The following is a 20,945-nucleotide window of genomic DNA, read 5'->3' on the forward strand; positions in this document are numbered from 1 at the left end:
CTTCATCTTGTCAGAAACCATTTTTGCCCCCGAAGGGGGATGGCGCGTACGGATTCTGGACCTGTCAGGCGGCGCCGAGGACAATATTGTCGAGGAAGTCGGCGGTTTTCCCGACCTGATCCAGGCCAATGCCTTTGCGCGCGCCTATGTACGTGACAGCATTGAACGCTGCCGCATGCCCGGCCTGTCGGCAGCCGATATCCTCAAGGCATGGTTTTCCTTTGGCGAGGATGCGGAAGTGCTGGAAGCAGGTGATCAGGGCTGGCGTTCGGCCAATGAACTGGATGATTTCGTGGCCCACGCCGCAAGTCCGATGGAACGTGACTGGCGTGCCTTTGATCCGCGCCGTGGCGATGATGAGGATGAAGGGGCGTAAGAACGTCCCTAAATCCGTAAAAGTGTAAAAGTTTTTGGGTGCCGCCTTTTTAAAAAGGCGGCGTCGGCGGCCCGCCTGAAAACACTTTCCCCATACGGGTCAGGCACCCATACCGGCGTGCATCGGGCTGGGCCTGCAAGGCTGGTGTATTCCGCGTCGGATTGCGCATGTGTTCTCTGGCATTTGGGGCGTAATCGCCGCATATAGGGGTCATGAAACTCCGTTTTGCGCCCAGCCCGACCGGGCTGATCCATGTCGGCAATGCGCGTCAGGCCATTGCCAATGCCCTGTTCGCCCGCCGCCACGATGCACGCTTCCTGCTGCGTATTGACGATACCGATCGCGGTCGCTCGAAAGAGGAATATGTGCAGGCCCTGCAGGATGACCTGCGCTGGCTTGGCATTGGCTGGGATGAATTCGTGCGTCAGTCAGACCGGCTGGACCGCTATGCGCTGGCCATTGAACAGCTGAAGGCCACCGGGCGGCTTTATCCGTGTTTTGAAAGTGAGCAGGAACTGGCCTCCAAGCGTGAGGCCCGTATCCGCATGCGCAAGCCGCCGGTCTATGACCGCGCCATGCTGCGCATGACCCCGCAGCAGCGCGCGCAGGCCGAAGCCAATGGCAAGGTACCGTACTGGCGCTTCCGGCTGTCCGATCACCGCACGGTGGAATGGAATGATCTGGTCATGGGGGCGTGCCGGGTGAAGCTGCCTGCCATTTCCGACCCTGTTCTGGTGCGCGCGGACGGGACGGTGCTGTACACGCTGGCATCCGTCGTGGATGATATGGAACTGGGCATCACCCATATCATCCGGGGCGAGGACCACGTGACCAATACCGGCGTGCAGATCGACATTGCCGAGGCACTGGGGGCAAAGCGCAACCAGTTCACCTTCGCGCACCTGCCGCTTTTGCTGGATGAAGGCGGCGGCAAGCTGTCCAAGCGTTTTGACGGGCTGTCGATTCGCGCATTGCGGCAGGACGGGGTCGAGCCTTCGGCTATCGTATCCTACCTCTCACGGCTGGGCAGTGCGGATGACCCGGCGCCGCTGTCGTTTGATGAACTGGCCAAGACGTATGACCTCGGGCGTGTTTCGCGCTCGGCCGCGCGATTTGATATGCGGCAGTTGCTGGGCCTGAACCGCCGCATCATGCACGCCATGCCGTTTGATGAAATCCGCGCCCGCCTGCCCGAAGGGGCGACGGAAGCCTTCTGGCTGGCGGTGCGGGGCAATGTGGATATGGCGGGTGAACTGCGCCACTGGTGGGATGTCGTGGCGGGTGAGATCATCCCTCCGGTGATTGAGGAGGAAGATCGCCCCTTCCTGCTGCAGGCACTGGAGACGCTGCCTGCGGAACCGTGGGATGAAACCACATGGAAGGCATGGACCACGGCCGTAAAGGATGCCACGGGCCGCACGGGTCGTGCGCTGTTTCACCCGCTGCGCCTTGCATTGACGGGGGAAGAGAGCGGGCCGGAAATGCGTGACCTGCTGCCGCTTATGGGCCGGGCGCGCGTGGCCGACCGGCTGCAGGTCGCGGCACGCTGATATAAAAAAGGCCCGGTTTCATACCGGGCCTTTTTTCAACAGCAAGAAGTTTTTGGGTGCCGCCTTTTTTCAAAAAGGCAGCGTTCCCTGAAGCTTTTACTCTTGTTTACCGCTGCCCTGCCGCGCCTTACGCCCACGCGACAGTTCCGTCACCACGCCATGCAGCGTGCGCAGTTCCTGTTCCGTTACCTCACCACGCAGAAAGAAGTGGCGCAGGTTGCGCACCATGCCCGGCCGCTTCTGTTCATTGCGAAGGAAACCGCATTCATCCAGATCAGCGATCAGGTGGCGCATGAAATTGTCCAGCTCGCCACGGGTTGCCACATGCGTCTCGTTGGTCATCAGCGTGCGCGGCGGCGTATCGTCTACCGCCATCCACCACTCATACGCCATGATCATCACTGCCTGCGCCAGGTTGAGCGACATGAAAGCGGGGTTGAGCGGATAGCGGATCAGCGCATCGGCGCGGGCCATGTCTTCGTTATCCAGCCCCGCGCGTTCGGGACCGAACATCAGGCCGACCTTCAGTCCGCGATCCGTCATTTCACGCAGTTCGGCGGCGCCACCGCGTGCAGTCAGCACCGGCTTTACGATATGGCGCGGACGCGGGCAGGTGGCGAAGACATGATGCAGGTCGGCCACCGCATCATCCACCGTATCAAATACCTGCGCGGATTCGAGGATACGGTCAGCACCGGAGGCGCTGCGCCACGCACGTTCCTGCGGCCAGCCGTCGCGGGGGGCTACAATCCGCATGTGAAACAGGCCCCCATTGGCCATGGCGCGCGCCGTGGTGCCAATGTTTTCGGCCATCTGGGGCCGGACAAGGATTACGACCGGGCTATTGCCGATGGGGCCGATATCCGCCCCGCCGTCACGGCCGGTCATGCCTGCCTCCATGTCGTGCCCTGTGGACCGTCTTCCAGTACGATGCCCTGTGCCGCAAGATCGTTGCGGATTTCATCCGCCCGGGCAAAATCGCGCGCCTTGCGGGCGGCCAGCCGTTCTGCAATCAGGCGTTCGATCCGGGCCGGGTCAACCTTCGCGTCTCCGCGGAACCATGCCTCCGGCGTATTCTGCAGCAGGCCCAGCAGGTTGCCTGCCGTCTTCAGCTGCGCGGCAGCCTTGCTGTCACCCGCCATGGCGGCGTCAGCCAGTGCATGCATTTCCGCCAGGGCGCGCGGCGTGTTCAGGTCGTCGCACAGCACCTGTACCACGCTGTCCGGCGCGGGCACGGCATCGTGCATGGGATCAAGGTTTTCCAGCGCGCGGTAGAACCGGTCGAGCATCTGGCGGGCTTCATTCAGCCCTTCGCGGGTGAAGTTCAGCACCGAACGGTACTGCGCGCGCAGCAGCAGCAGGCGCAGCGCTTCGGCAGGGGTGTCACGCAGCACGTCGCGCACGGTCAGGAAGTTGCCGAGGGACTTCGACATCTTCTCCCCGTTCACCAGCAGCATGGCGTTATGCACCCAGTGGTTGGCGAAGCGGCCATGCGGGTGACAGCACATGCTCTGCGCGCGTTCGTTTTCATGGTGGGGGAACAGAAGGTCCGACCCGCCGCCATGAATGTCGAAGCTTTCGCCCAGGTAACGCTGCGACATGGCCGAACATTCGATATGCCACCCCGGACGGCCCCGACCCCACGGGCTGTCCCATCCCGGCGTCTGGTCATCAGACGGCTTCCACAGCACGAAATCACCCGGATCACGTTTGTAGGGGGCGACTTCCACCCGCGCGCCCGCGATCAGGTCATCGGGCGTGCGGCCCGATAGCGCACCATAGGATGGATAGGTGTTTACCGCGAACAGGACGTGCCCTTCGGCTTCGTAAGCATGGCCGCTTTCGATCAGGCTGCGGATCATGTCCTGCATTTCACCGATATGATGGGTCGCGCGCGGCTCTACATCCGGTGGCAGGATGGAAACGGCGGCCAGATCCTCGTGAAAATCGCGGATGGTGCGCGTGGTCAGGTCTGCAATGGATTCGCCATTGGCATGGGCGCGGGCATTGATCTTGTCATCCACGTCCGTGATGTTGCGCACATAGGTCACGCGCGGGTACAGGTGGCGCAGCAGGCGCACCAGCACATCTGCCGTCAGCATGGCGCGCAGGTTGCCGATATGCGCCAGGTCATAGACCGTGGGACCGCAATAATAGACCCGCACGTTGTCGGGTGCCAGCGGGACGAAGGGAACGGTGCTGCGCGTCCTGCTGTCGTGCAGGTGCAGGCGGGGCTGTGTGTCGGACATGATGCGCCTAGATGCGACAGACGGGCGGGATTAGGCAAGACCTCATCTGTGCCTGCGGTGCGGGCCAGTCACGCTGGCCCGTCCGGTCAGGCGATTTCCTGGCCGATCTGCTTGATGTCATGGAATGTCAGGTCCGGATTGCCTTCCGCCGTACGCTTCATCATGAATGCCGATGAGGCGAGGAAGACCGGATCCCCGTCGATATCATCCGCCATGGCCGTGCGGTTGGCCATGCAGAAGGCTTCCAGCTTGTCACGCGGGCCGGTGACCCAGCGGGCAAGGTTGTAGGGTGTCGATTCGAAGCCGATCGCAACCCCGTATTCCCCCTTCAGCCGGGACTGCAGCACGTCAAGCTGCAGCGTGCCGACCACGCCCACGATCGGCGGCGCACCGTCCTGCGGGCGGAACAGCTGCACCACGCCCTCTTCCGCCAGTTCGGTCAGGGCCTGCCGCAGCTTCTTGGCCTTCATCGCGTCATCCAGACGCACGCGGCGCAGGATTTCAGGCGCGAAGTAGGGCACGCCGGTAAAGCGCAGGTCCTCGCCTTCGGTCAGCGTATCACCAATGCGCAGCGTGCCGTGGTTGGGAATGCCCACCACGTCGCCCGCAAATGCTTCCTCGGCCAGTTGCCGGTCACGCGCGAAGAAGAACTGCGGCGTATGCAGCGCGAACTGCTTGCCGATCCGTACGTGCTTGAGGCGCATGCCGCGCTGCAGCTTGCCCGAACAGATGCGGGCGAACGCCATACGGTCGCGGTGGTTGGGGTCCATGTTGGCCTGGATCTTGAACACCAGCGCGGTAAGCGCAGGCTCATCGGCGCGCACGTTGCGGGTTTCCGTCGCCTGGTCGCGTGGCGGTGGCCCGAAGGCCGCCAGTGCATCCAGCAGGTCGGTGACGCCAATTTCCTTCATGGCACTACCGAAGAACACCGGTGTCAGGTGCCCCGCATTGAAGCTTTCAAGATCGAATTCCGGCAGCGCCGCCTCAACCAGTTCCAGTTCCTCACCCAGCTGCACCATGCGCGGGTCGGTCTGGTCCAGTTCTTCGGTAACGTGCAGTTCCCGGTGGCGGATATCATAGGTGCCCACGAATTTGGCGGCACGCCCCACCGGCCATGTGGCAGGAGAGGTATCAAGTGCCAGCGAGGATGAGATTTCATCCAGCAGCGCAAACGGATCCTGCGATTCGCGGTCCATCTTGTTGATGAAGGTGACGATGGGAATATCGCGCAGGCGGCAGATCTCGAACAGTTTGCGCGTCCGGGCCTCGATCCCTTTGGCGGCATCAATCACCATCACGGCGGCGTCCACCGCCGTCAGCGTGCGGTAGGTATCTTCCGAGAAGTCTTCATGGCCTGGCGTGTCAAGCAGGTTGAAGATGCAGCCGCCATATTCAAACGTCATGACCGATGTCACGACGGAAATGCCACGGTCGCGTTCGATCCCCATCCAGTCCGAACGCGTGCGCCGCCGTTCGCCCTTGGCCCGCACGTTGCCCGCCATCTGGATCGCGCCACCGGCGCGCAGGATGCGTTCGGTCAGCGTGGTCTTGCCCGCATCAGGGTGCGAGATGATGGCAAAGGTGCGCCGCCGGGTGATTTCGGCGGCAAGCGGGGTATCGGCGGCGGTGGCGGTCACGGTCTTGTCCATTCCTGCTGCTGGCCCGACGGACGGAAGGCGGAACCGGGCAGGGGCCAGAAACGCGGACGCCGGACGCGGGGATGAAACCCCACGTCCGGCGTCACGCCTGCCCGGTTCCGGGACTTGATCAGCGAGAGTAGAATTCGATGACCAGGTTCGGTTCCATCTGGACCGGATACGGAACGTCCGACAGCTTGGGGCTGCGCAGGAACGAACCCTTCATCTGGCGGTGGTCCACTTCCATGTATTCCGGCACGTCGCGTTCGCCGCTCTGTGCCGCATCCAGCACGATGGCCAGCTGCTTGGACTTTTCACGCACTTCGATCACGTCGCCATCACGCACCAGGTAGGACGGGATATTGACCTTGCGGCCGTTGACCGTGATGTGGCCGTGGCTGATGAACTGACGCGCCGCGAACGGGGTGATCGCGAACTTCAGGCGGTACACGACCGCGTCCAGCCGGCGTTCCAGCAGGTCGATCAGGTTTTCGGAGGTATCGCCCTTGCGACGGACGGCCTCGTCATAATACTTGCGGAACTGCTTTTCGCCGATGTTGCCGTAGTAGCCCTTCAGCTTCTGCTTGGCCATCAGCTGCACGGAGAAGTCGGACGGCTTCTGCTTGCGGCGCTGACCATGCTGGCCGGGGCCATATTCGCGCTTGTTGACCGGGGACTTTGCACGGCCCCACAGGTTTACGCCAAGGCGACGGTTGATTTTGTACTTGCTCTCAAGGCGCTTGCTCATCTGCGCGCTCTCTCTTCATTCATCTGCATGGCATGCGGCAGAACCGTATGGCCATGTTGTTGCACCGGTAGGTCCTGTTCCGCATGAACAGGACGGGCGCGATCCGTATTACCGGCACCGGGGAGCAATCACCCATGGGCACCAGCCGTATCGTCCACGTTCCCGGCAGTCGGGCGCGTATAGAAGTACTGTGCCCGTCCTGTCAATCATTGTGCGTCATGGCGCAGCCCCCAAAAGCCTGTATCGCATGGCGGTGCTGGCCTGTTATTAAACGGGAACCGGAAGACCACATTACAGGAATAAAGGGTTTTTGTGCATGGAAACGCCATTTACGCAGCGCTGGGGGCTGTTTGTCGGCCTTGGCGTCATATCGTTCGGCCTGGGCATCGTGGCGTGGGTGGATGCGCTGGCGGTGTCGCTGGCCAGTACCATCCTGCTTGGGGTGCTGCTGTTCGTCGCGGGCACGATACAGCTGGTGCATGCCTTTGTCGTGCGCGACTGGAGCGGGCGGTTCATGTCCATCCTGGGCGGCGCGCTGTATATCCTTGCCGGCACGATGATGATGGAGGAACCGACCACCGGCTCCATGGTCATCACCATCTTCATTTCCGCCTGTCTGGTCGTGTCCGGCATAGGGCGCATCATCATGGCGTTCCAGCAGCGCGGCCTGCAGGGCTGGTGGCTGATCGGGCTGGGTGGGCTGATCAGCCTGCTGGTGGGTGTGTGCCTGTATGTGACGCTGCCATGGTCGGGCCTGTGGCTGATCGGCACCTTTGTCGCGGTTGAACTGATTGCCGCGGGCATTGGCTGGATCCAGTTCGGCCTCGCCCTGCGGCAGGTCGCCTACATCCCGCCCGCAAACTGAGTGGCAAGGTTTCGGTCGATGGGATTGTTGGCCGAAACCCCCAGCAGGTTGCGCAGGTCGGTGGCGTTCATCCGGGCCTCGAAACCGGGATTGCCGGGCTGGAACAGCATGGCTGTCGAAAGCGGCCCGACCATGACAGGATCGAACCCCGCGTCATGGATCAGCCACCCTGCCACATACAGTGCCTGCACCACGTCGCCCGCCATGGGCAGGGCCAGGCGAGGGGGCGTGCGGAATGTCTCGGCTTCCAGCGTGGTCATGTCCTCGGAATTGAAGGCCCGTACCACCGATGCCTGCGGGAACAGTGCCTGCGTGGTCACACCCGCCCCCTTGCGCAGCGCCAGCCGTCCTATCTTTCCATCCCGCCAGCCATAGGGATTGGTCGGATCGATAAGCGGTTTTGTCCCCACGATCGATCCGATGGTGTGCCGCAACTGGGGCAGCGCGCCATAGGGGACCGCCAGCACCACCGCATCGCCAAACTTTGCCGCTTCCTGTGGAGTGCCCTCACGGGCGAGGGGGTAGAGCTCTGACGACAGTTTTTTGGCCGCACCCTTATGAATGTCGGAAAACATGACCTGGTGCCCCGCCCGGGTCCATAAATGCCCCAGCGTGCTGCCGACATGGCCCGACCCGATCATGCCGATACGCAGGGGGCGGCGCGCATGGGCCACCCCTGGCATACCGGCGGGCAGGAGGGTCGCCAGTGCGGCAAGCAGGCCGTGTCGGCGGGTCAGTTTCAGGGCTGGCATGCATCTCTCCTGTTCTGGCGGCATGTGGTAGTATGACACGGGATGGCTTAATCCAATGGTTGGTTCTTTGCCGACCTGTCGGATATATGGCACAGACTTGGCTGCAGCAGGAGTACAGCGTCAATGACCGATACCCCCGATCAGGACCGGACCGTCGTCGCGCAGTCCGCTGTTCCCGCAGGCGTGGAACATCCGGTGGAAGCCCTGCATGAAGCCGTGCAGGAAGATGAGGCGGCACTTGCAGCCACCGCCGTCCCCGATCCCGGCCCGGTGCCCGAAGCCCAGACACAGGTCGTGCCCACCGACAGTGACGCCGTGGCGACAAGCCAGGCCGCTGCAACGGCCGCCATGGCCCCTGAATTCATGCCTTACAAGGAACTGTTCCAGCTTATGGGCGCGATCGTGTTCGTGCTGATCGTGCTGGCGGTGGGGTGGAACGCCATGCATGCGTCGGGCATCTGGCCGGAATGATTGCCTGATCCGTTCATGCCGTATGCGTCAGGGAAGTGAGAGCCTGACCGATACCGGACAATGATCGGATAGGCGCGTGGTGTCGTCCTGTCCGTTCTGGCGGTAAAGCATGACGCGCAGGCTGTCCGGCTGCAGCCATTCACGCGCAGGGCCACCAGCGATGATATGGTCGATAAAATAATTTCCCTGTGCGCAGGGACTGGCGTGACCGGCTGTAGCCAGCGCCAGCGGGCCATTCCCAGACAGTGCCCACCAGGCGGGATCGTCGGGCGCCAGCAGGCGGTTGAAATCCCCCATCACGACAAAGGCTTCCCCTTCGTCCTGCCGTTCCATGATCCAGTCCTGAACGATCGCGATCTGGCGCATCAGCGTCTGGCAGGCCGGTTTGCGGGCTATGGGCTGCGAATCGCGGCATCCCGCCTTCAGATGCACGACCAGTACGCGCAGGCTGTCCGTGCCCTGTCCTATCGTCAGGTCCAGTCCGGCGCGCAGGTGATGGGGGGCAGAAGGGGGATAGACATCCAGCGCCGTGACATCCGCATGCCGTACGACCGCAAGGTCCGCGCGTACTGCAAGCGCCACCTTCTGCACGACATGGTCACTGGACATGATGATGCGGTAACGTGGTGTCGGAAACAGCCGGGCTGCCAGATCCGGGGTATCAATTTCCTCCAGCGCCGCGATATCGGGGGCAAGGCGGCTGGCGTAGTGCGCCAGCCGGTCCAGTTCCGCAGGTGTGCGCGGCGTGACATCAGGAGGCAGGGCCGGGTCGCCCTGTGGACGCGTGGTCAGCCATTCAAGGTTCCAGGTGGAAAGCCTGAGGCTGCCGGTGGCCCCCGCACCGACAGGCAGGGCCACCAGCGCAAGGGCTACGGTCAGGCACAGCCATGCCTGCCGCAGTCCCCGCGCGTGTGCCGGGCCGGGATTATGGCGTGGTGGTATCAGCCGCCTGCTGCGCCTGCAGCTTGGCGATGGCTTCGTCCACGTGGATGAACGTGCGTGACGTTTCATCCAGCACGACAACTTCCCCGCTGGCAATGTCATAGAACCATCCCTGCAACGTCAGGGTGCCGCGGGCAAGTCCTGCCGCGACGGCGGGATGGGTGCGCAGGTGCGCGATCTGCAGCTGCACGTTCTGTTCGGACAGGCTGCGCACGCTGGCGGGCCCGGCGTCGGATGCTTCCAGCACCGCGCGCGCGGCTTCGGCATTGCGCAGCCAGCTTGCGACGGTGGGCATTTTCGCAAGCTTCGTGGGATCGGGGTCCAGAAGTGCCTTCATCGCGCCGCAGTTGGAATGACCGCATACGATGATGTGCGAAACTTTCAGTGCACTTACGGCATATTCAATGGCGGATGATACGCCCCCCAGCATTTCCCCATAGGCGGGCACGATATTGCCGATGTTGCGCAGCACGAACAGATCGCCCGGCTGGGTCTGTGTAATCATGCTGGGGTTTACCCGGCTGTCGGCGCAGGCAATGAACAGCGTGTCGGGGGACTGGCTTTCCGCCAGGCTTGCGAACAGTTCGCGGTTCTGCGGAAAGACTTCGGTATTGAACCGCTCCACGCCATGCAGCAGTTCAATAAGGGTATCGCGGGCGGTATGGGTAGCGGCCATTGTAAAATCCTGTCACCTGAATGTCCGGATAAAGACAGATCCACCCGCCGCAATGACATCGCGGCACAATCCGGCGGTTGGGGTGGTATCCCATGCAATCTGTAGCATGAGAACACCTGTCGCGCACAATTGTTTCTTCCTGTGCAGCAATGGAAATACTATGTAATCACAATATAATTAAGAAACATTCACTTTCTGTATTGCAGTATTTATGCGGCGGCAGATAAGGGCGTACAGCACAACGGCGCACATGGTGCGCCGTTGTGTGTCCGTTTCGTGTAAACGGGGACCGAGGTCAGGCCGCCCCGCCTGCCATGGTGGTGCGCACGGCCTCGAGTGCCGCCTCCACCTTGCCGGTATCCGGGCCGCCGGCCTGCGCCATGTCGCGACGGCCACCGCCGCCCTTGCCGCCCATGGCTGCGCTGGCTGCGCGGACCAGCGCCACGGCATCCACCTTTTCCGCCAGGTCAGGGGTGGCGGCAACCACGATGCTGCCCTTGCCATCCGCGGTGGAGATCAGGGCGATCACGCCCGATCCGATTTCCTTGCGCAGGGAATCGGCCAGCGGCTTGAGTTCCTTGGACGGCAGTTCACCCACGTTGCGGGCATCGAGCTTGATGCCACTGATCTCCACGATGGATGCCGCTGACTGGCTGCCCGACGCAAGCTTGCGCTGCAGGTCGGAAATCTGGCGTTCCATCACCTTGCGTTCCTCCAGCAGCACGGCAAGGCGCTCGGGGGCTTCCGCAGGGGGCACGCGCAGCATGGCGGCCATCTGATTCAGGCGGTCTTCGGTGGCGATGGTGGCGTTCTGCGCTGCAAGGCCGGTCACGGCCTCGATGCGCCGCACGCCGGATGACACGCCACTTTCAGATGTGATGCGGAACAGCCCGATATCGCCGGTGCGGCGCACATGGGTGCCGCCACACAGTTCGATCGACCAGCCCGCACGTCCATCCTCGGGGCCACCCATGGACACTACGCGGACCTCATCGCCATATTTTTCGCCAAACAGGGCCATGGCACCCTGTTCAATGGCTTCTTCGGGCGTCATGTGGCGGGTGGTGACATCCGTGTTTTCACGGATGCGGGCATTCACCTCGGCCTCGATATCGGCCAGTTCCTCCGGCGTGATCGGGCGCGGCTGGCTGACGTCAAAGCGCAGGCGGTCGGGCGCGTTCAGGCTGCCTTTCTGGGTGACATGGTCCCCCAGCCGGCGGCGCAGGGCTTCATGCAGCAGATGGGTTGCCGAATGGTGCGCACGGATGGCGCTGCGGCGGTCATGATCGACCTGTGCCGTTACCGCCATGCCAGGCTTGACCGTGCCTTCGATGACCGTGCCGTAATGCACCAGCAGGTCGCCCAGCTTTTTCTGCGTATCGGTAATGGCGATATGCAGGCCGGGTGCGGTGATGGTGCCGGTATCCCCCACCTGTCCACCGCTTTCGCCATAGAACGGGGTCTGGTTCAGCAGCAGGGCAACCTTGGTGCCGGGGCCGGCACTGTCCACCTGTGCATTGTCCACGACCACGGTCTGGACTTCGGCATCGGATGTTTCGGTGGTATAGCCAAGGAATTCGCTGGCGCCGAACGTATCACGCGCCTCGAACCATACGGTTTCGGTCGCACTGTCGCCGGACCCGCTCCATGCCGCGCGGGCGCGCTTGCGCTGCACGTCCATGGCTTCGTTGAAGCCTTCAACGTCCACGCTATGGCTGGTGCCGCGCAGGGCGTCCTGTGTCAGGTCAAGCGGGAAGCCGAACGTGTCATACAGCTTGAACGCAACGGCACCCGGCAGCGGCGCGCCATCGCCAAGGTGTTCCGTCTCGTCCGCCAGCAGCGACAGTCCACGGTCCAGCATGGCCTTGAAGCGTTCTTCCTCGCCCTTCATCGTCCCCTCGATCAGAGCGCGGGCATGGACCAGTTCGGGATAGGCTTCGCCCATCTGACGGATCAGCGCGGGAACCAGCCTGTAGAATGTCGGCTCCGTCGTGCCCATCATGTGCAGGTGGCGCATGGCGCGGCGCATGATGCGGCGCAGCACGTAACCACGCCCGTCCTTGGACGGCAGCACGCCATCGGCAATCAGGAACGAGGTGGAGCGCAGATGGTCCGCCACCACGCGGTGGCTGGCATTGAACGGGCCATCCGGGTCCTGGCCCGTGACTTCGGCGGAGGCGAGGATCAGCGCGCGGAAGGTGTCCGTATCATAATTGTCGCGCTTGCCCTGCAGGATCGCGGCAAAGCGTTCCAGTCCCAGCCCGGTGTCGATGGACGGGCGCGGCAGCGGTGAACGCGTGCCAGGCGGGTTTTCGAAATACTGCATGAACACGAGGTTCCAGATTTCGGTAAACCGGTCACCGTCCTCATCAGGGGAACCGGGCGGGCCGCCCGCCACCTCGGGGCCGTGGTCGTAGAAGATTTCGGAACATGGGCCGCACGGACCCGTATCACCCATGCGCCAGAAATTGTCGGAGGTGGGAATGCGGATGATCCGGTCATCCGGCAGACCGGCAATCTTGCGCCACAGGCTGGCTGCTTCCTCGTCATCGGCATAGACGGTGGTCAGCAGCTTTTCGCGGGGCAGGCCAAAGGTGCCGGTAACCAGTTTCCATGCCAGTTCGATGGCTTCCGCCTTGAAATAATCCCCGAACGAGAAATTGCCCATCATCTCGAAAAAGGTGTGATGGCGGGCGGTGTACCCCACATTGTCCAGGTCGTTGTGCTTGCCGCCCGCGCGCACGACCTTCTGGGCCGTGGTGGCGCGGGAATACGGGCGCGTCTCCTGCCCGGTGAACACGTTCTTGAACTGCACCATACCAGCATTGGTAAACAGCAGCGTCGGATCGTTGTGCGGCACCAGGGACGAGGACGGCACGATCTGATGCCCGTTCCCCGCAAAATAGTCGAGGAAGGTGGCACGAATGTCGTTTGTTGTGGGCATGGCGGGAAACAGACGATCCTGTATTGAAGGTATAGATGTAAAACCGGTTTCATTCACCTAGCGCACGTAGCGCCAGACCGGAAGCATGAACATGCGTGTTGTGCCCATATGGCTGTTGCGTGCGATGCGCGGCGCAAGGGTGAACAGGCCCAGCAGGAGACAGGAAACATGACGGGGGAATGGCAGGCTGAACGTGACTGGCCGCTGCTGACACAGGGGCTTGCTGGCCGCCTGCGTCAGGATTGCATGAAGCAGTGGCTGGATTTTGTGGGGCATCCGTTCGTGGAGGGCGTGGCCAGTGGCACGATGGAGGTGGAAGCGTTCCGCAACTTCCTGATTCAGGATTACCTCTACCTGATCCAGTATGCGCGTGCGTGTGCCCTGCTGGTTCACAAATCGGATACCCTCACGGCCATGCGGCATGCGGCACAACTGTTGTCGGGCATACTGGATACCGAACTGTCCATGCACGTGGGTTACTGCCGTCAGTGGGGGATCGAGGAACCGGCACTGGAACAGGCGGAGGAATCGATAGAATTACTTGCCTATAGCCGCTTTATACTTGACCGTGCACAGACGGGCGACATGCTTGACCTGCTGGTAACGCTGGCGCCATGCCTGATCGGGTATGCCGAGGTAGGCGCACGACTGCATGCCAGCCCGCGGACGGTGCGTGAAGGCAATCCGTACTGGTCATGGATCGCATTGTATGGGGGGGACGAATATACCGCGCTGGTGGAAGACGGGGTCTGTCGCCTGAATGAAGTTGGCGCGGCCTATGGCGCGCAGGCGCGTTATCCGACCTTGCTGCGGGAGTTCACAACCGCCGTGCGGCTGGAAACCGTGTTCTGGACCACGGCGCGTTCGGGCTGAAACGGGACGATTTCCGCCGTCGTGCGTTTGGTCTGGGTGGATTCGGAATGGAAAACAAGCTTCCGGCTGATATGGAAGTTCGCCATCATCCCCGCAGCCGCCCCGGCCGCCAGCGCCAGCACCGGATAGGCCTTGAAGACGGGGGAAAGATGAAACAGCGTGAACACGCAACCGCGGTTCAGGAAAAAGCCCAGCGAATTGCCCGCAAGGAAACGCAGCCACTGGATGACGAAATGGTGCTGGTTGCCAACGTTGCGGAAGGTCCACAGGCGGTTGATCAACCAGTTGATCGATGCCGCGATGAAATACGCGGCAATCGTTGCAATCGTCAGCCCCACAAAGGGGCGAAGGCTGTAGACCGTTCCCGTATCCCAACACAGCCCCAGAAGCCCGACAACACCAAACTTCAGGAACTGTGTAATTTTCTGGGAAGAGAGCTTTGGCAAGACATCATCCTTATGCCGAACGACAGGCGACGGTCACAGGGGCTGGTCTGCATGTGACATCAAGGCTCCGCGCTGCGCGGATATGTCATACGGTATAATACTATCGGAATGGAAGGGGAAAAGAGGCAGATCAAAGCCTCCTTTCTTTTCTTTACATTAGTGCAGGATGATCTCGACACGACGGTTCTGGGGCTCCCGTGTATCGGGTCCGGTGGGCACCAGCGGATGGGCTTCACCATAGCCATGAATGTCGATGGCGTTGGCGGGCACACCGTCACGGATCAGTTCAGCCTTCACGCTGTCCGCACGTCGCATGGACAGGCCAAGGTTGTACTTTTCACCACGCGGGCCGGGATGGGCGGCCGAATTGTCAGTATAGCCATTGACCTCGATGCGGGTTGTCTGGACATGGGTGGATGCCTGGGCAGCTTCTGCCACGATTTCACGTGCACGACCGGTAAGGGATGCGCCATCCCAGTCGAAGAACACCAGATAGGTACGGGCTGCGGTCGGTGCGGGCGGCACGGCGGCAGGGGCTGGCGGCGGCGGCGGCGGTGCGCTGTTGAACGCGTAGCGGAGACCAACGATAAACTGATGGTTGAATCGGTGGTCAAAGCTGGCGTGACCCGAATCATATGGTCCGCTGGCGGTATAATTGCCCATGGTGAAGGAAGACGGCTGGCCGATCATGCGGTATTCGCCGGTCAGCTGCAGGCCGGCAATGCCGGGAATGTCGTAGGCCGCGCCGACAATGCCCTGATAGGCGAAGCCACCTTTGGTGCCGCTCATGCTGCGACCGGGGGAGTTGCCTACCGTTACGTCATGTGCATTCTGCCACAGATAACCGGCACCAACGCCGACAAACGGCGTCACGGGTATATCGATGTTGAACAGGCGCTTCATGTCGATGTCATACAGCACGTTGACGAAACCGCCATAGGAACGGTCGCTACCCCTGTCGCCACGGGAGCTGCTGTAGATTTCGGACCAGTTGTAGTCGCCTTCAACCTCTGCCCGCAGGCCATTGCCAAAGCCCCAGCCGACGGCGCCAAAGCCGGTCCAGCCATGCCGGTGGCCCAGTTTTTCACGGCCCGGACCATCTTCAGTATCAGCGAAGTGGCCATGCTGGGTCTGTGTCAGGTTATAGCCGCCGCCGATATCGACATACGGGCCGGTAATGGTCGTGGCCTTGGCAGCCAGCGGTGTCGCGGCCAGCAGGCTTGTTGCCAGCAGGGCAGAACGGAGACGCATATGTTCGTCCTTCCTTACAATTATTGCTTCTTTACAGGTCACGCAGCGTGCGCAGGCTGCGCAAACCAGTCAGTCCATCACCCTTAAACACGGTGTGCCGTCTGTAGTTGCGTTCCTTTAAGGCTAACAGGCAGCATAAAAGTCGCATTGTTGCAGACATGTGCCGGGCAGAAGGCTTTTTGTCTCTGATTACAATTAAATATGTGGGAAATAGTTCGCGCAGAACAATAGTTTAATAAAATATTTAGGACATTTCGTGGCGTGAACAACACAGTGGGTTTGTATCTTCATGCACATGGAAACTTTGGCATAAAAAAAGGGAGCACAAAGTGCTCCCTTTCTTTTGTGACCGGTTGGTCAAGATCAGTGCAGGATGATCTCGACGCGACGGTTCTGGGGCTCACGCGTGTCGGGGCCGGTCGGCACCAGCGGGTGAGCTTCACCGTAACCGTGGATGTCGATGGCGTTGGCGGGCACGCCGTCACGGATCAGTTCAGCCTTCACGCTGTCCGCACGACGCATGGACAGGCCAAGGTTGTACTTTTCACCGCGCGGACCCGGGTGGGCCGAGGTGTTGTCGGTGTAGCCGTTGACTTCGATGCGGGTCGTCTGGACGTGGGTGGAAGCCTGAGCAGCTTCTGCCACGATCTCACGCGAGCGGCCGGTAAGGGCTGCGCCGTCCCAGTCGAAGAACACCAAGTAGGTGCGGGCTGCAGTCGGCGCGGGCGGGACGACAGCAGGAGCCGGCGGCGGCGGCGGCGGCGCGTTGTTGAACGCGTAGCGGACACCGACGATGAACTGGTGGTTGAAGCGGTGGTCGAAGCGGGCAGCGTCGCCACCAACAGCGTGGATGTTACCCATCGCGAAGTCTTCAACCTGACCAACCATACGGTATTCGGTGGTCATCTGCAGGCCGGACACGCCCGGGATGTCGTAGGCTGCACCGACGATACCCTGATAGGCGAAGCTGCCATTGGTGCCTGCGATCTTGCCGCCACCACCACTGATGCTGGCATTTTCCCACAGGTAACCGGCACCAACACCAACAAACGGGGTGACAGGCACGTCAATGTTGAACAGACGCTTCAGGTCAATGTCATACAGGACGTTGACGAAGCCACCGTAGGAGCGGTCGTGGCCCTTGGTCTTGACGGTATCAACGCTTTTGATCGCGGACCAGGTATAGGCGCCTTCAACTTCGGCACGCAGACCGTTACCGAAACCCCAGCCGACATTGGCGAAGCCGGTCCAGCCGTGGCCGTGGCGGACATGCGCGCCGCCGTCACCCTGTGGGCCGGGCTTGTCTTCAGCATCACGCATATGCTGAGTCTGAGTCAGATCGTAACCGCCGCCGATGCCAACATAGGGGCCGGTGATGGTGGTTGCTTTGGCGGCGAAAGGAGCCGCTGCCAGCAGGCTGGTAGCCAGTAACGCTGCGCGAAGACGCATGTTTCAGTCCTTAACTCTGTTGTTGCAGGGCAGAGCCCTATCTTGTGGTCGGGCAATGGATTTGCCCCGAGACAGGGCAGCCTGAGATTACCCGCAAGCTATGATGCGGGATTAGCCTGTCTGGGCCGATTTGAGAATGGGCAAAATGCCGCATGGCACTGAGGTGTGACCAAAAACACACATATCTTTCAGGGCATTTGCAGGCATTTTATGAAAAGTCCTGATTTTATAAGGTTTTTTTTGAGCCTGGATAATAGACCCCATGATTTTGCATAGGACAGTGCCGGAAACCGAAGAGCTGTTTCGCGGCCTGTTACGCGGCGGAACGATTCGATATGGAAAGGGGAGCATCCAGTGCTCCCCTCTGCAAATATACATATTTATCAGTTTATTGCAGCATGAGACGTCAGTGCAGGATAATTTCGACCCGACGGTTCTGCGGTTCACGCGTGTCGGGGCCGGTGGGCACCAGCGGACGGGCTTCGCCATAGCCGTGGATGTCGATGCCGCCAGCGGGCACACCGTCACGGATCAGTTCAGCCTTCACGCTGTCTGCACGCCGCAGCGACAGCCCAAGATTGTACTGCTGGCCACGCGGTCCGGGGTGCGCCGATGTGTTGTCGGTGTAGCCGTTGACTTCGATCCGGGTCGTCTGGACATGGGTCGATGCCTGGGCCGCTTCCGCCACGATCCCGCGCGCGCGGTCGGTCAGGGCCGCGCCATCCCAGTCAAAGAACACCAGGTAGGTACGCGCTGCAGTCGGCGCGGGCGGCGCCACGGCGGGGGCTGGCGGCGGTGGCGGGGGCGCATGGTTGAAGGCGTAGCGGACACCCACGATGAACTGGTGGTTGAAGCGATGGTCGTAGCTCAGCGTGCGGTCGCCGCTGCCTGTCTGGCTGATATTGCCCATGGCGAAGGATTCCACCTGTCCGATCATGCGGTATTCGGTGGTCATCTGCAGGCCGGGTACGCCGGGGATGTCATAGGCCGCACCCACGATACCCTGATAGGCGAAGCTGCCGTTCGTGCCGTTCTGGCGCACGTTCAGGTTGCCTGTAACAGGGGTGCTGGCGTCCACGTTCTGCCACAGGTAACCGGCACCGACACCGACAAACGGTGTCACGGGCACGTCAATGTTGAACAGGCGCTTGAGGTCGATGTCATACAGGACGTTGACGAATCCGCCATAGGAGCGGTCGCTGCCGCTGGTCCTGCCACTCTGGTGGCGTCCGTCGCCCGTGGAGTCTCGGTAACCCGTCAGGGCGGACCAGTTGTAATCCCCTTCGATTTCAGCGCGCAGGCCATTGCCGAAACCCCAGCCAAACGTGGCGAAGCCGGTCCAGCCATCGCCATGCTCCATGCGTTCGCGTGAATGGGCTTCCTTCAGCAGTCGTGCGTTGTCCGATGCGTCAAGGTAGCCGTCGGTTTTCGTGTTGTTTTCGTACTGGTTCCTGTCAAAACCATGCGCATGCTGGGTCTGGGTCAGGTCATAGCCACCGCCGATATCGACATATGGCCCAGTAATCGTCGTGGCCATGGCGGTGGCGAACGGCGCGGCACCAAGTGCAGTCGCCAGTAATACCATGCGAAGACGCATATTCCCGTCCTTAAGGATACTTGATCAGACGCCTTCTTTTTTGTGGAGATGGGGGCATGTTCCACACTGGCCTGATGCATGTTGATACAATTGGCCCGGGGGCCATTATCGCAATGCCAGCGGGAAGGCGCTGAGACGGGAATGCCGGTAAACCTGTCCGCACCTGTCCATGGCTGGATCGTTGTGCGGACCAAAGGTTGAGATAATATTAAATCCCCTTTCCGTACCGTGTTGGTCTGGAAAGGGCGTTGTACAAATACCACATGCGCGGGGCAGGGGAGTCAGGGCGTGCAGCCATCCGCGCGCAGGACATCCAGCACGACATCATCGGGCACGTCGCGGCAGGTGAAGGCCTGGCCAATGCCGCGCACCAGCACGAAGGACAGGCGGCCGTCGCGCATCTTCTTGTCGCGCTGCATGTTGCGCACCAGCTGGACCGCGGAGAAATTCCGCCCCGTATCGCTGATTCGCACGGGCATGGACAGGCGTTCGAGGTGACGGGTCACCCGCTCCAGGTCTTCCGCCGGGCAGTAGCCCAGCCGGACCGACAGCATGAATGCCAGCCGCAGGCCGATGGACACGGCCTCCCCATGCAGCAGGCTGCCGTCATAGCCCATTTCCGCTTCCAGCGCGTGGCCGAAAGTATGGCCGAGGTTGAGCAGCGCGCGGCCATCGGCCTTGCGTTCCTCGCGCTCATCAGCAATGACCACCCGCGCCTTGAACGCGCAGGCCATGCGGATGGCTTCGGCCTGCATGGCCGGGTCGCCTGCCAGCACGTCCGCCCCATGGCGTTCGCACCAGTCGAACAGGCCGGCATCCCCCAGCAGCCCCGACTTGACGATTTCGGCATAGCCCGCGCGCAGTTCGCGCACCGGCAGGGTGGCAAGGGCGGACGTATCGGCCAGCACCGCGATCGGCTGATGGAACGCCCCCAGCAGGTTCTTGCCAAACGGGGTATTGATGCCGGTCTTGCCCCCCACGGACGAATCCACCTGCGACAGCAGCGTGGTGGGGATCTGCACGAAGGGCAGGCCACGCAGCGTGGTGGCGGCGCAGAAACCGGCCAGGTCCCCCACCACGCCACCGCCCAGGGCCACGACCGTGGTGCCGCGTTCGACATGCGCCTCCAGCAGGGCGTTGGTCACGCGTTCGTACATGGTAATGGTCTTTGACCCCTCGCCGGGGGGAATGGTGATGACTTCGGCGCGGATCCCGGTTTCTTCCAGCCCTTCCAGCAGGCGGGGCAGGTGCAGGGGGGAAACCGTTTCATCCGTCAGGATCATCACGCGCTTCTGCGGCAGGACGGGGGCGAGCAGCGCACCCGCGCGCCGGATCACGTCGGGCCCGATCACGACGTCATAGCTGGCGCGGTCCAGCCGTACGGGCACCCGCAGCGGCTGCCGGTTATGTTTCAGGGCCTGCATGACATGGTCGGCGCTGTGTTCCACGTTGTCATCTCCACAATCCACGATGATATCGGCTTCGGCATAGACCGGATGGCGTAGCTGCATAAGGTCCGCCAGCACCGCATGGGGGGATGCCGTATTCAGCAGGGGCCGGTGCGTGCGTTCGGCCACGCGCTGCACCAGCACCGGCAGCGGGCAGCGCAGCCAGATGGAGATCGCATGCTCGCGCACGCTGGCACGCGTGCGGGAATCCATAAAGGCCCCGCCGCCTGTCGCCAGCACCACGGGTGGGCCGGACAGCAGGCGGCGGATGACCAGCCGTTCGCCCCGGCGGAATTCGGGTTCGCCGTATTTCTGGAACAGGTCGGCGATGGTGTAGCCGGCGGCGCGTTCGATTTCCTCATCCGAATCGACAAAGGGCACACCCAGCCGCGCGGCGAGGATGCGTCCGATCGTCGTCTTGCCCGCTCCCATAAGCCCGACCAGCACGATGGTGCGTCCACTGCCCGGCTGCCGTGGCGTAGCGGGGCCAACAGCATTGAGGTCAAGCGGTATGGCGAGCGACGAGGCAGCCGGCGCGTGCCGGTCGGGGGGAATCTGGCGTGACATGCCGGACAACCTAACATACAGCAGGATGGAACCGGTAGAGTCCGCGCCTGGGTCCGGCCATGCGTGCGAAAGTGTGTCACCGGCCCGGTCATGTGTCACCGGGT

At 62.0% G+C, this 20,945-nt stretch carries 18 protein-coding genes; 5 read left to right on the top strand and 13 right to left on the bottom strand.

Annotated features, from left to right (window positions below):
* Positions 1-7: 7 nt before the first annotated feature.
* Together ACE2AA_RS14485 and gltX are read left to right on the top strand one after the other, a co-directional pair.
* Positions 8-376, top strand: coding sequence for a hypothetical protein (locus ACE2AA_RS14485; protein WP_141262132.1), 369 nt, complete (start codon positions 8-10; stop codon positions 374-376).
* Positions 377-588: 212 nt separating this feature from the next.
* Complete coding sequence (gene gltX, locus ACE2AA_RS14490) at positions 589-1,926, top strand: glutamate--tRNA ligase (protein WP_395370256.1); 1,338 nt, start codon at positions 589-591, stop codon at positions 1,924-1,926.
* A 96-nt stretch (positions 1,927-2,022) separates the two neighbouring features.
* On the opposite strand, the gene ACE2AA_RS14495 is transcribed toward gltX, so the two are convergent.
* The 4 genes from ACE2AA_RS14495 to rpsD all read right to left on the bottom strand — a co-directional run bounded on the left by ACE2AA_RS14495 (position 2,023) and on the right by rpsD (position 6,560).
* Entirely contained in the window at positions 2,023-2,814 is a 792-nt protein-coding gene (locus tag ACE2AA_RS14495; RefSeq protein ID WP_193557710.1) for an RNA methyltransferase, read from the bottom strand.
* Positions 2,811-4,175 carry a cysteine--tRNA ligase gene (gene cysS / locus ACE2AA_RS14500; RefSeq protein WP_141302311.1) on the bottom strand — a complete coding sequence of 455 codons (1,365 nt, stop codon included), beginning with the start codon at positions 4,173-4,175 and terminating at the stop codon, positions 2,811-2,813. The genes ACE2AA_RS14495 and cysS overlap by 4 nt, the downstream gene beginning before the upstream one ends.
* An 86-nt stretch (positions 4,176-4,261) precedes the next feature.
* Positions 4,262-5,824, bottom strand: a complete 1,563-nt coding sequence (locus ACE2AA_RS14505) for a peptide chain release factor 3 (RefSeq protein ID WP_141262136.1) — start codon at positions 5,822-5,824, stop codon at positions 4,262-4,264.
* Between the two features lie 118 nt (positions 5,825-5,942).
* Positions 5,943-6,560 carry a 30S ribosomal protein S4 gene (gene rpsD / locus ACE2AA_RS14510; RefSeq protein ID WP_010506989.1) on the bottom strand — a complete coding sequence of 206 codons (618 nt, stop codon included), beginning with the start codon at positions 6,558-6,560 and terminating at the stop codon, positions 5,943-5,945.
* A 316-nt stretch (positions 6,561-6,876) separates the two neighbouring features.
* On the opposite strand from rpsD, the gene ACE2AA_RS14515 reads away from it, so the two are divergent.
* Positions 6,877-7,425: an HdeD family acid-resistance protein gene (locus ACE2AA_RS14515; protein WP_395370259.1), complete on the top strand. Its 549-nt coding sequence runs from the start codon at positions 6,877-6,879 to the stop codon at positions 7,423-7,425.
* Here ACE2AA_RS14515 and ACE2AA_RS14520 read toward each other — a convergent pair.
* Complete coding sequence (locus ACE2AA_RS14520) at positions 7,404-8,177, bottom strand: NADPH-dependent F420 reductase (RefSeq protein ID WP_395370261.1); 774 nt, start codon at positions 8,175-8,177, stop codon at positions 7,404-7,406. The genes ACE2AA_RS14515 and ACE2AA_RS14520 overlap by 22 nt on opposite strands.
* A 123-nt stretch (positions 8,178-8,300) precedes the next feature.
* Here ACE2AA_RS14520 and ACE2AA_RS14525 point away from each other — a divergent pair, with 123 nt between their 5' ends.
* On the top strand, positions 8,301-8,648 hold the full coding sequence (locus tag ACE2AA_RS14525; RefSeq protein WP_141262139.1) for a hypothetical protein: 348 nt from the start codon (positions 8,301-8,303) through the stop codon (positions 8,646-8,648).
* A gap of 27 nt (positions 8,649-8,675) precedes the next feature.
* Here ACE2AA_RS14525 and ACE2AA_RS14530 read toward each other — a convergent pair whose 3' ends face one another.
* The 3 genes from ACE2AA_RS14530 to alaS all read right to left on the bottom strand — a co-directional run bounded on the left by ACE2AA_RS14530 (position 8,676) and on the right by alaS (position 13,210).
* Entirely contained in the window at positions 8,676-9,659 is a 984-nt protein-coding gene (locus ACE2AA_RS14530; RefSeq protein WP_395370264.1) for an endonuclease/exonuclease/phosphatase family protein, read from the bottom strand.
* The gene (locus tag ACE2AA_RS14535; protein ID WP_141262141.1) at positions 9,574-10,266 is read right to left on the bottom strand and encodes a carbonic anhydrase; all 693 of its coding nucleotides are present in this window, start codon (positions 10,264-10,266) and stop codon (positions 9,574-9,576) included. The genes ACE2AA_RS14530 and ACE2AA_RS14535 overlap by 86 nt, the downstream gene beginning before the upstream one ends.
* 295 nt (positions 10,267-10,561) lie before the next feature.
* On the bottom strand, positions 10,562-13,210 hold the full coding sequence (gene alaS, locus ACE2AA_RS14540; protein WP_395370266.1) for an alanine--tRNA ligase: 2,649 nt from the start codon (positions 13,208-13,210) through the stop codon (positions 10,562-10,564).
* A gap of 168 nt (positions 13,211-13,378) precedes the next feature.
* Here alaS and tenA point away from each other — a divergent pair, with 168 nt between their 5' ends.
* The gene (gene tenA, locus ACE2AA_RS14545) at positions 13,379-14,083 is read left to right on the top strand and encodes a thiaminase II (RefSeq protein ID WP_141262220.1); all 705 of its coding nucleotides are present in this window, start codon (positions 13,379-13,381) and stop codon (positions 14,081-14,083) included.
* Here the strand turns inward: tenA and ACE2AA_RS14550 are convergent.
* The 5 genes from ACE2AA_RS14550 to aroB form a co-directional block, all read right to left on the bottom strand.
* Positions 14,005-14,529 carry a GtrA family protein gene (locus tag ACE2AA_RS14550; RefSeq protein ID WP_141262143.1) on the bottom strand — a complete coding sequence of 175 codons (525 nt, stop codon included), beginning with the start codon at positions 14,527-14,529 and terminating at the stop codon, positions 14,005-14,007. The genes tenA and ACE2AA_RS14550 overlap by 79 nt on opposite strands.
* Before the next feature lie 156 nt (positions 14,530-14,685).
* Positions 14,686-15,780, bottom strand: a complete 1,095-nt coding sequence (locus ACE2AA_RS14555) for an OmpA family protein (RefSeq protein WP_141262144.1) — start codon at positions 15,778-15,780, stop codon at positions 14,686-14,688.
* A gap of 363 nt (positions 15,781-16,143) precedes the next feature.
* Entirely contained in the window at positions 16,144-17,229 is a 1,086-nt protein-coding gene (locus ACE2AA_RS14560) for an OmpA family protein (RefSeq protein WP_141262145.1), read from the bottom strand.
* A gap of 406 nt (positions 17,230-17,635) precedes the next feature.
* Positions 17,636-18,826 carry an OmpA family protein gene (locus tag ACE2AA_RS14565; RefSeq protein ID WP_395370269.1) on the bottom strand — a complete coding sequence of 397 codons (1,191 nt, stop codon included), beginning with the start codon at positions 18,824-18,826 and terminating at the stop codon, positions 17,636-17,638.
* Positions 18,827-19,107: 281 nt separating this feature from the next.
* Positions 19,108-20,841 (bottom strand): 3-dehydroquinate synthase, encoded by a 1,734-nt coding sequence (aroB, locus tag ACE2AA_RS14570; RefSeq protein ID WP_141262147.1) that lies wholly within the window; start codon positions 20,839-20,841, stop codon positions 19,108-19,110.
* Between the last annotated feature and the right edge of the window lie 104 nt (positions 20,842-20,945).

The organism is Komagataeibacter diospyri, assembly GCF_043995075.1.
Taxonomy (GTDB): domain Bacteria; phylum Pseudomonadota; class Alphaproteobacteria; order Acetobacterales; family Acetobacteraceae; genus Komagataeibacter; species Komagataeibacter diospyri.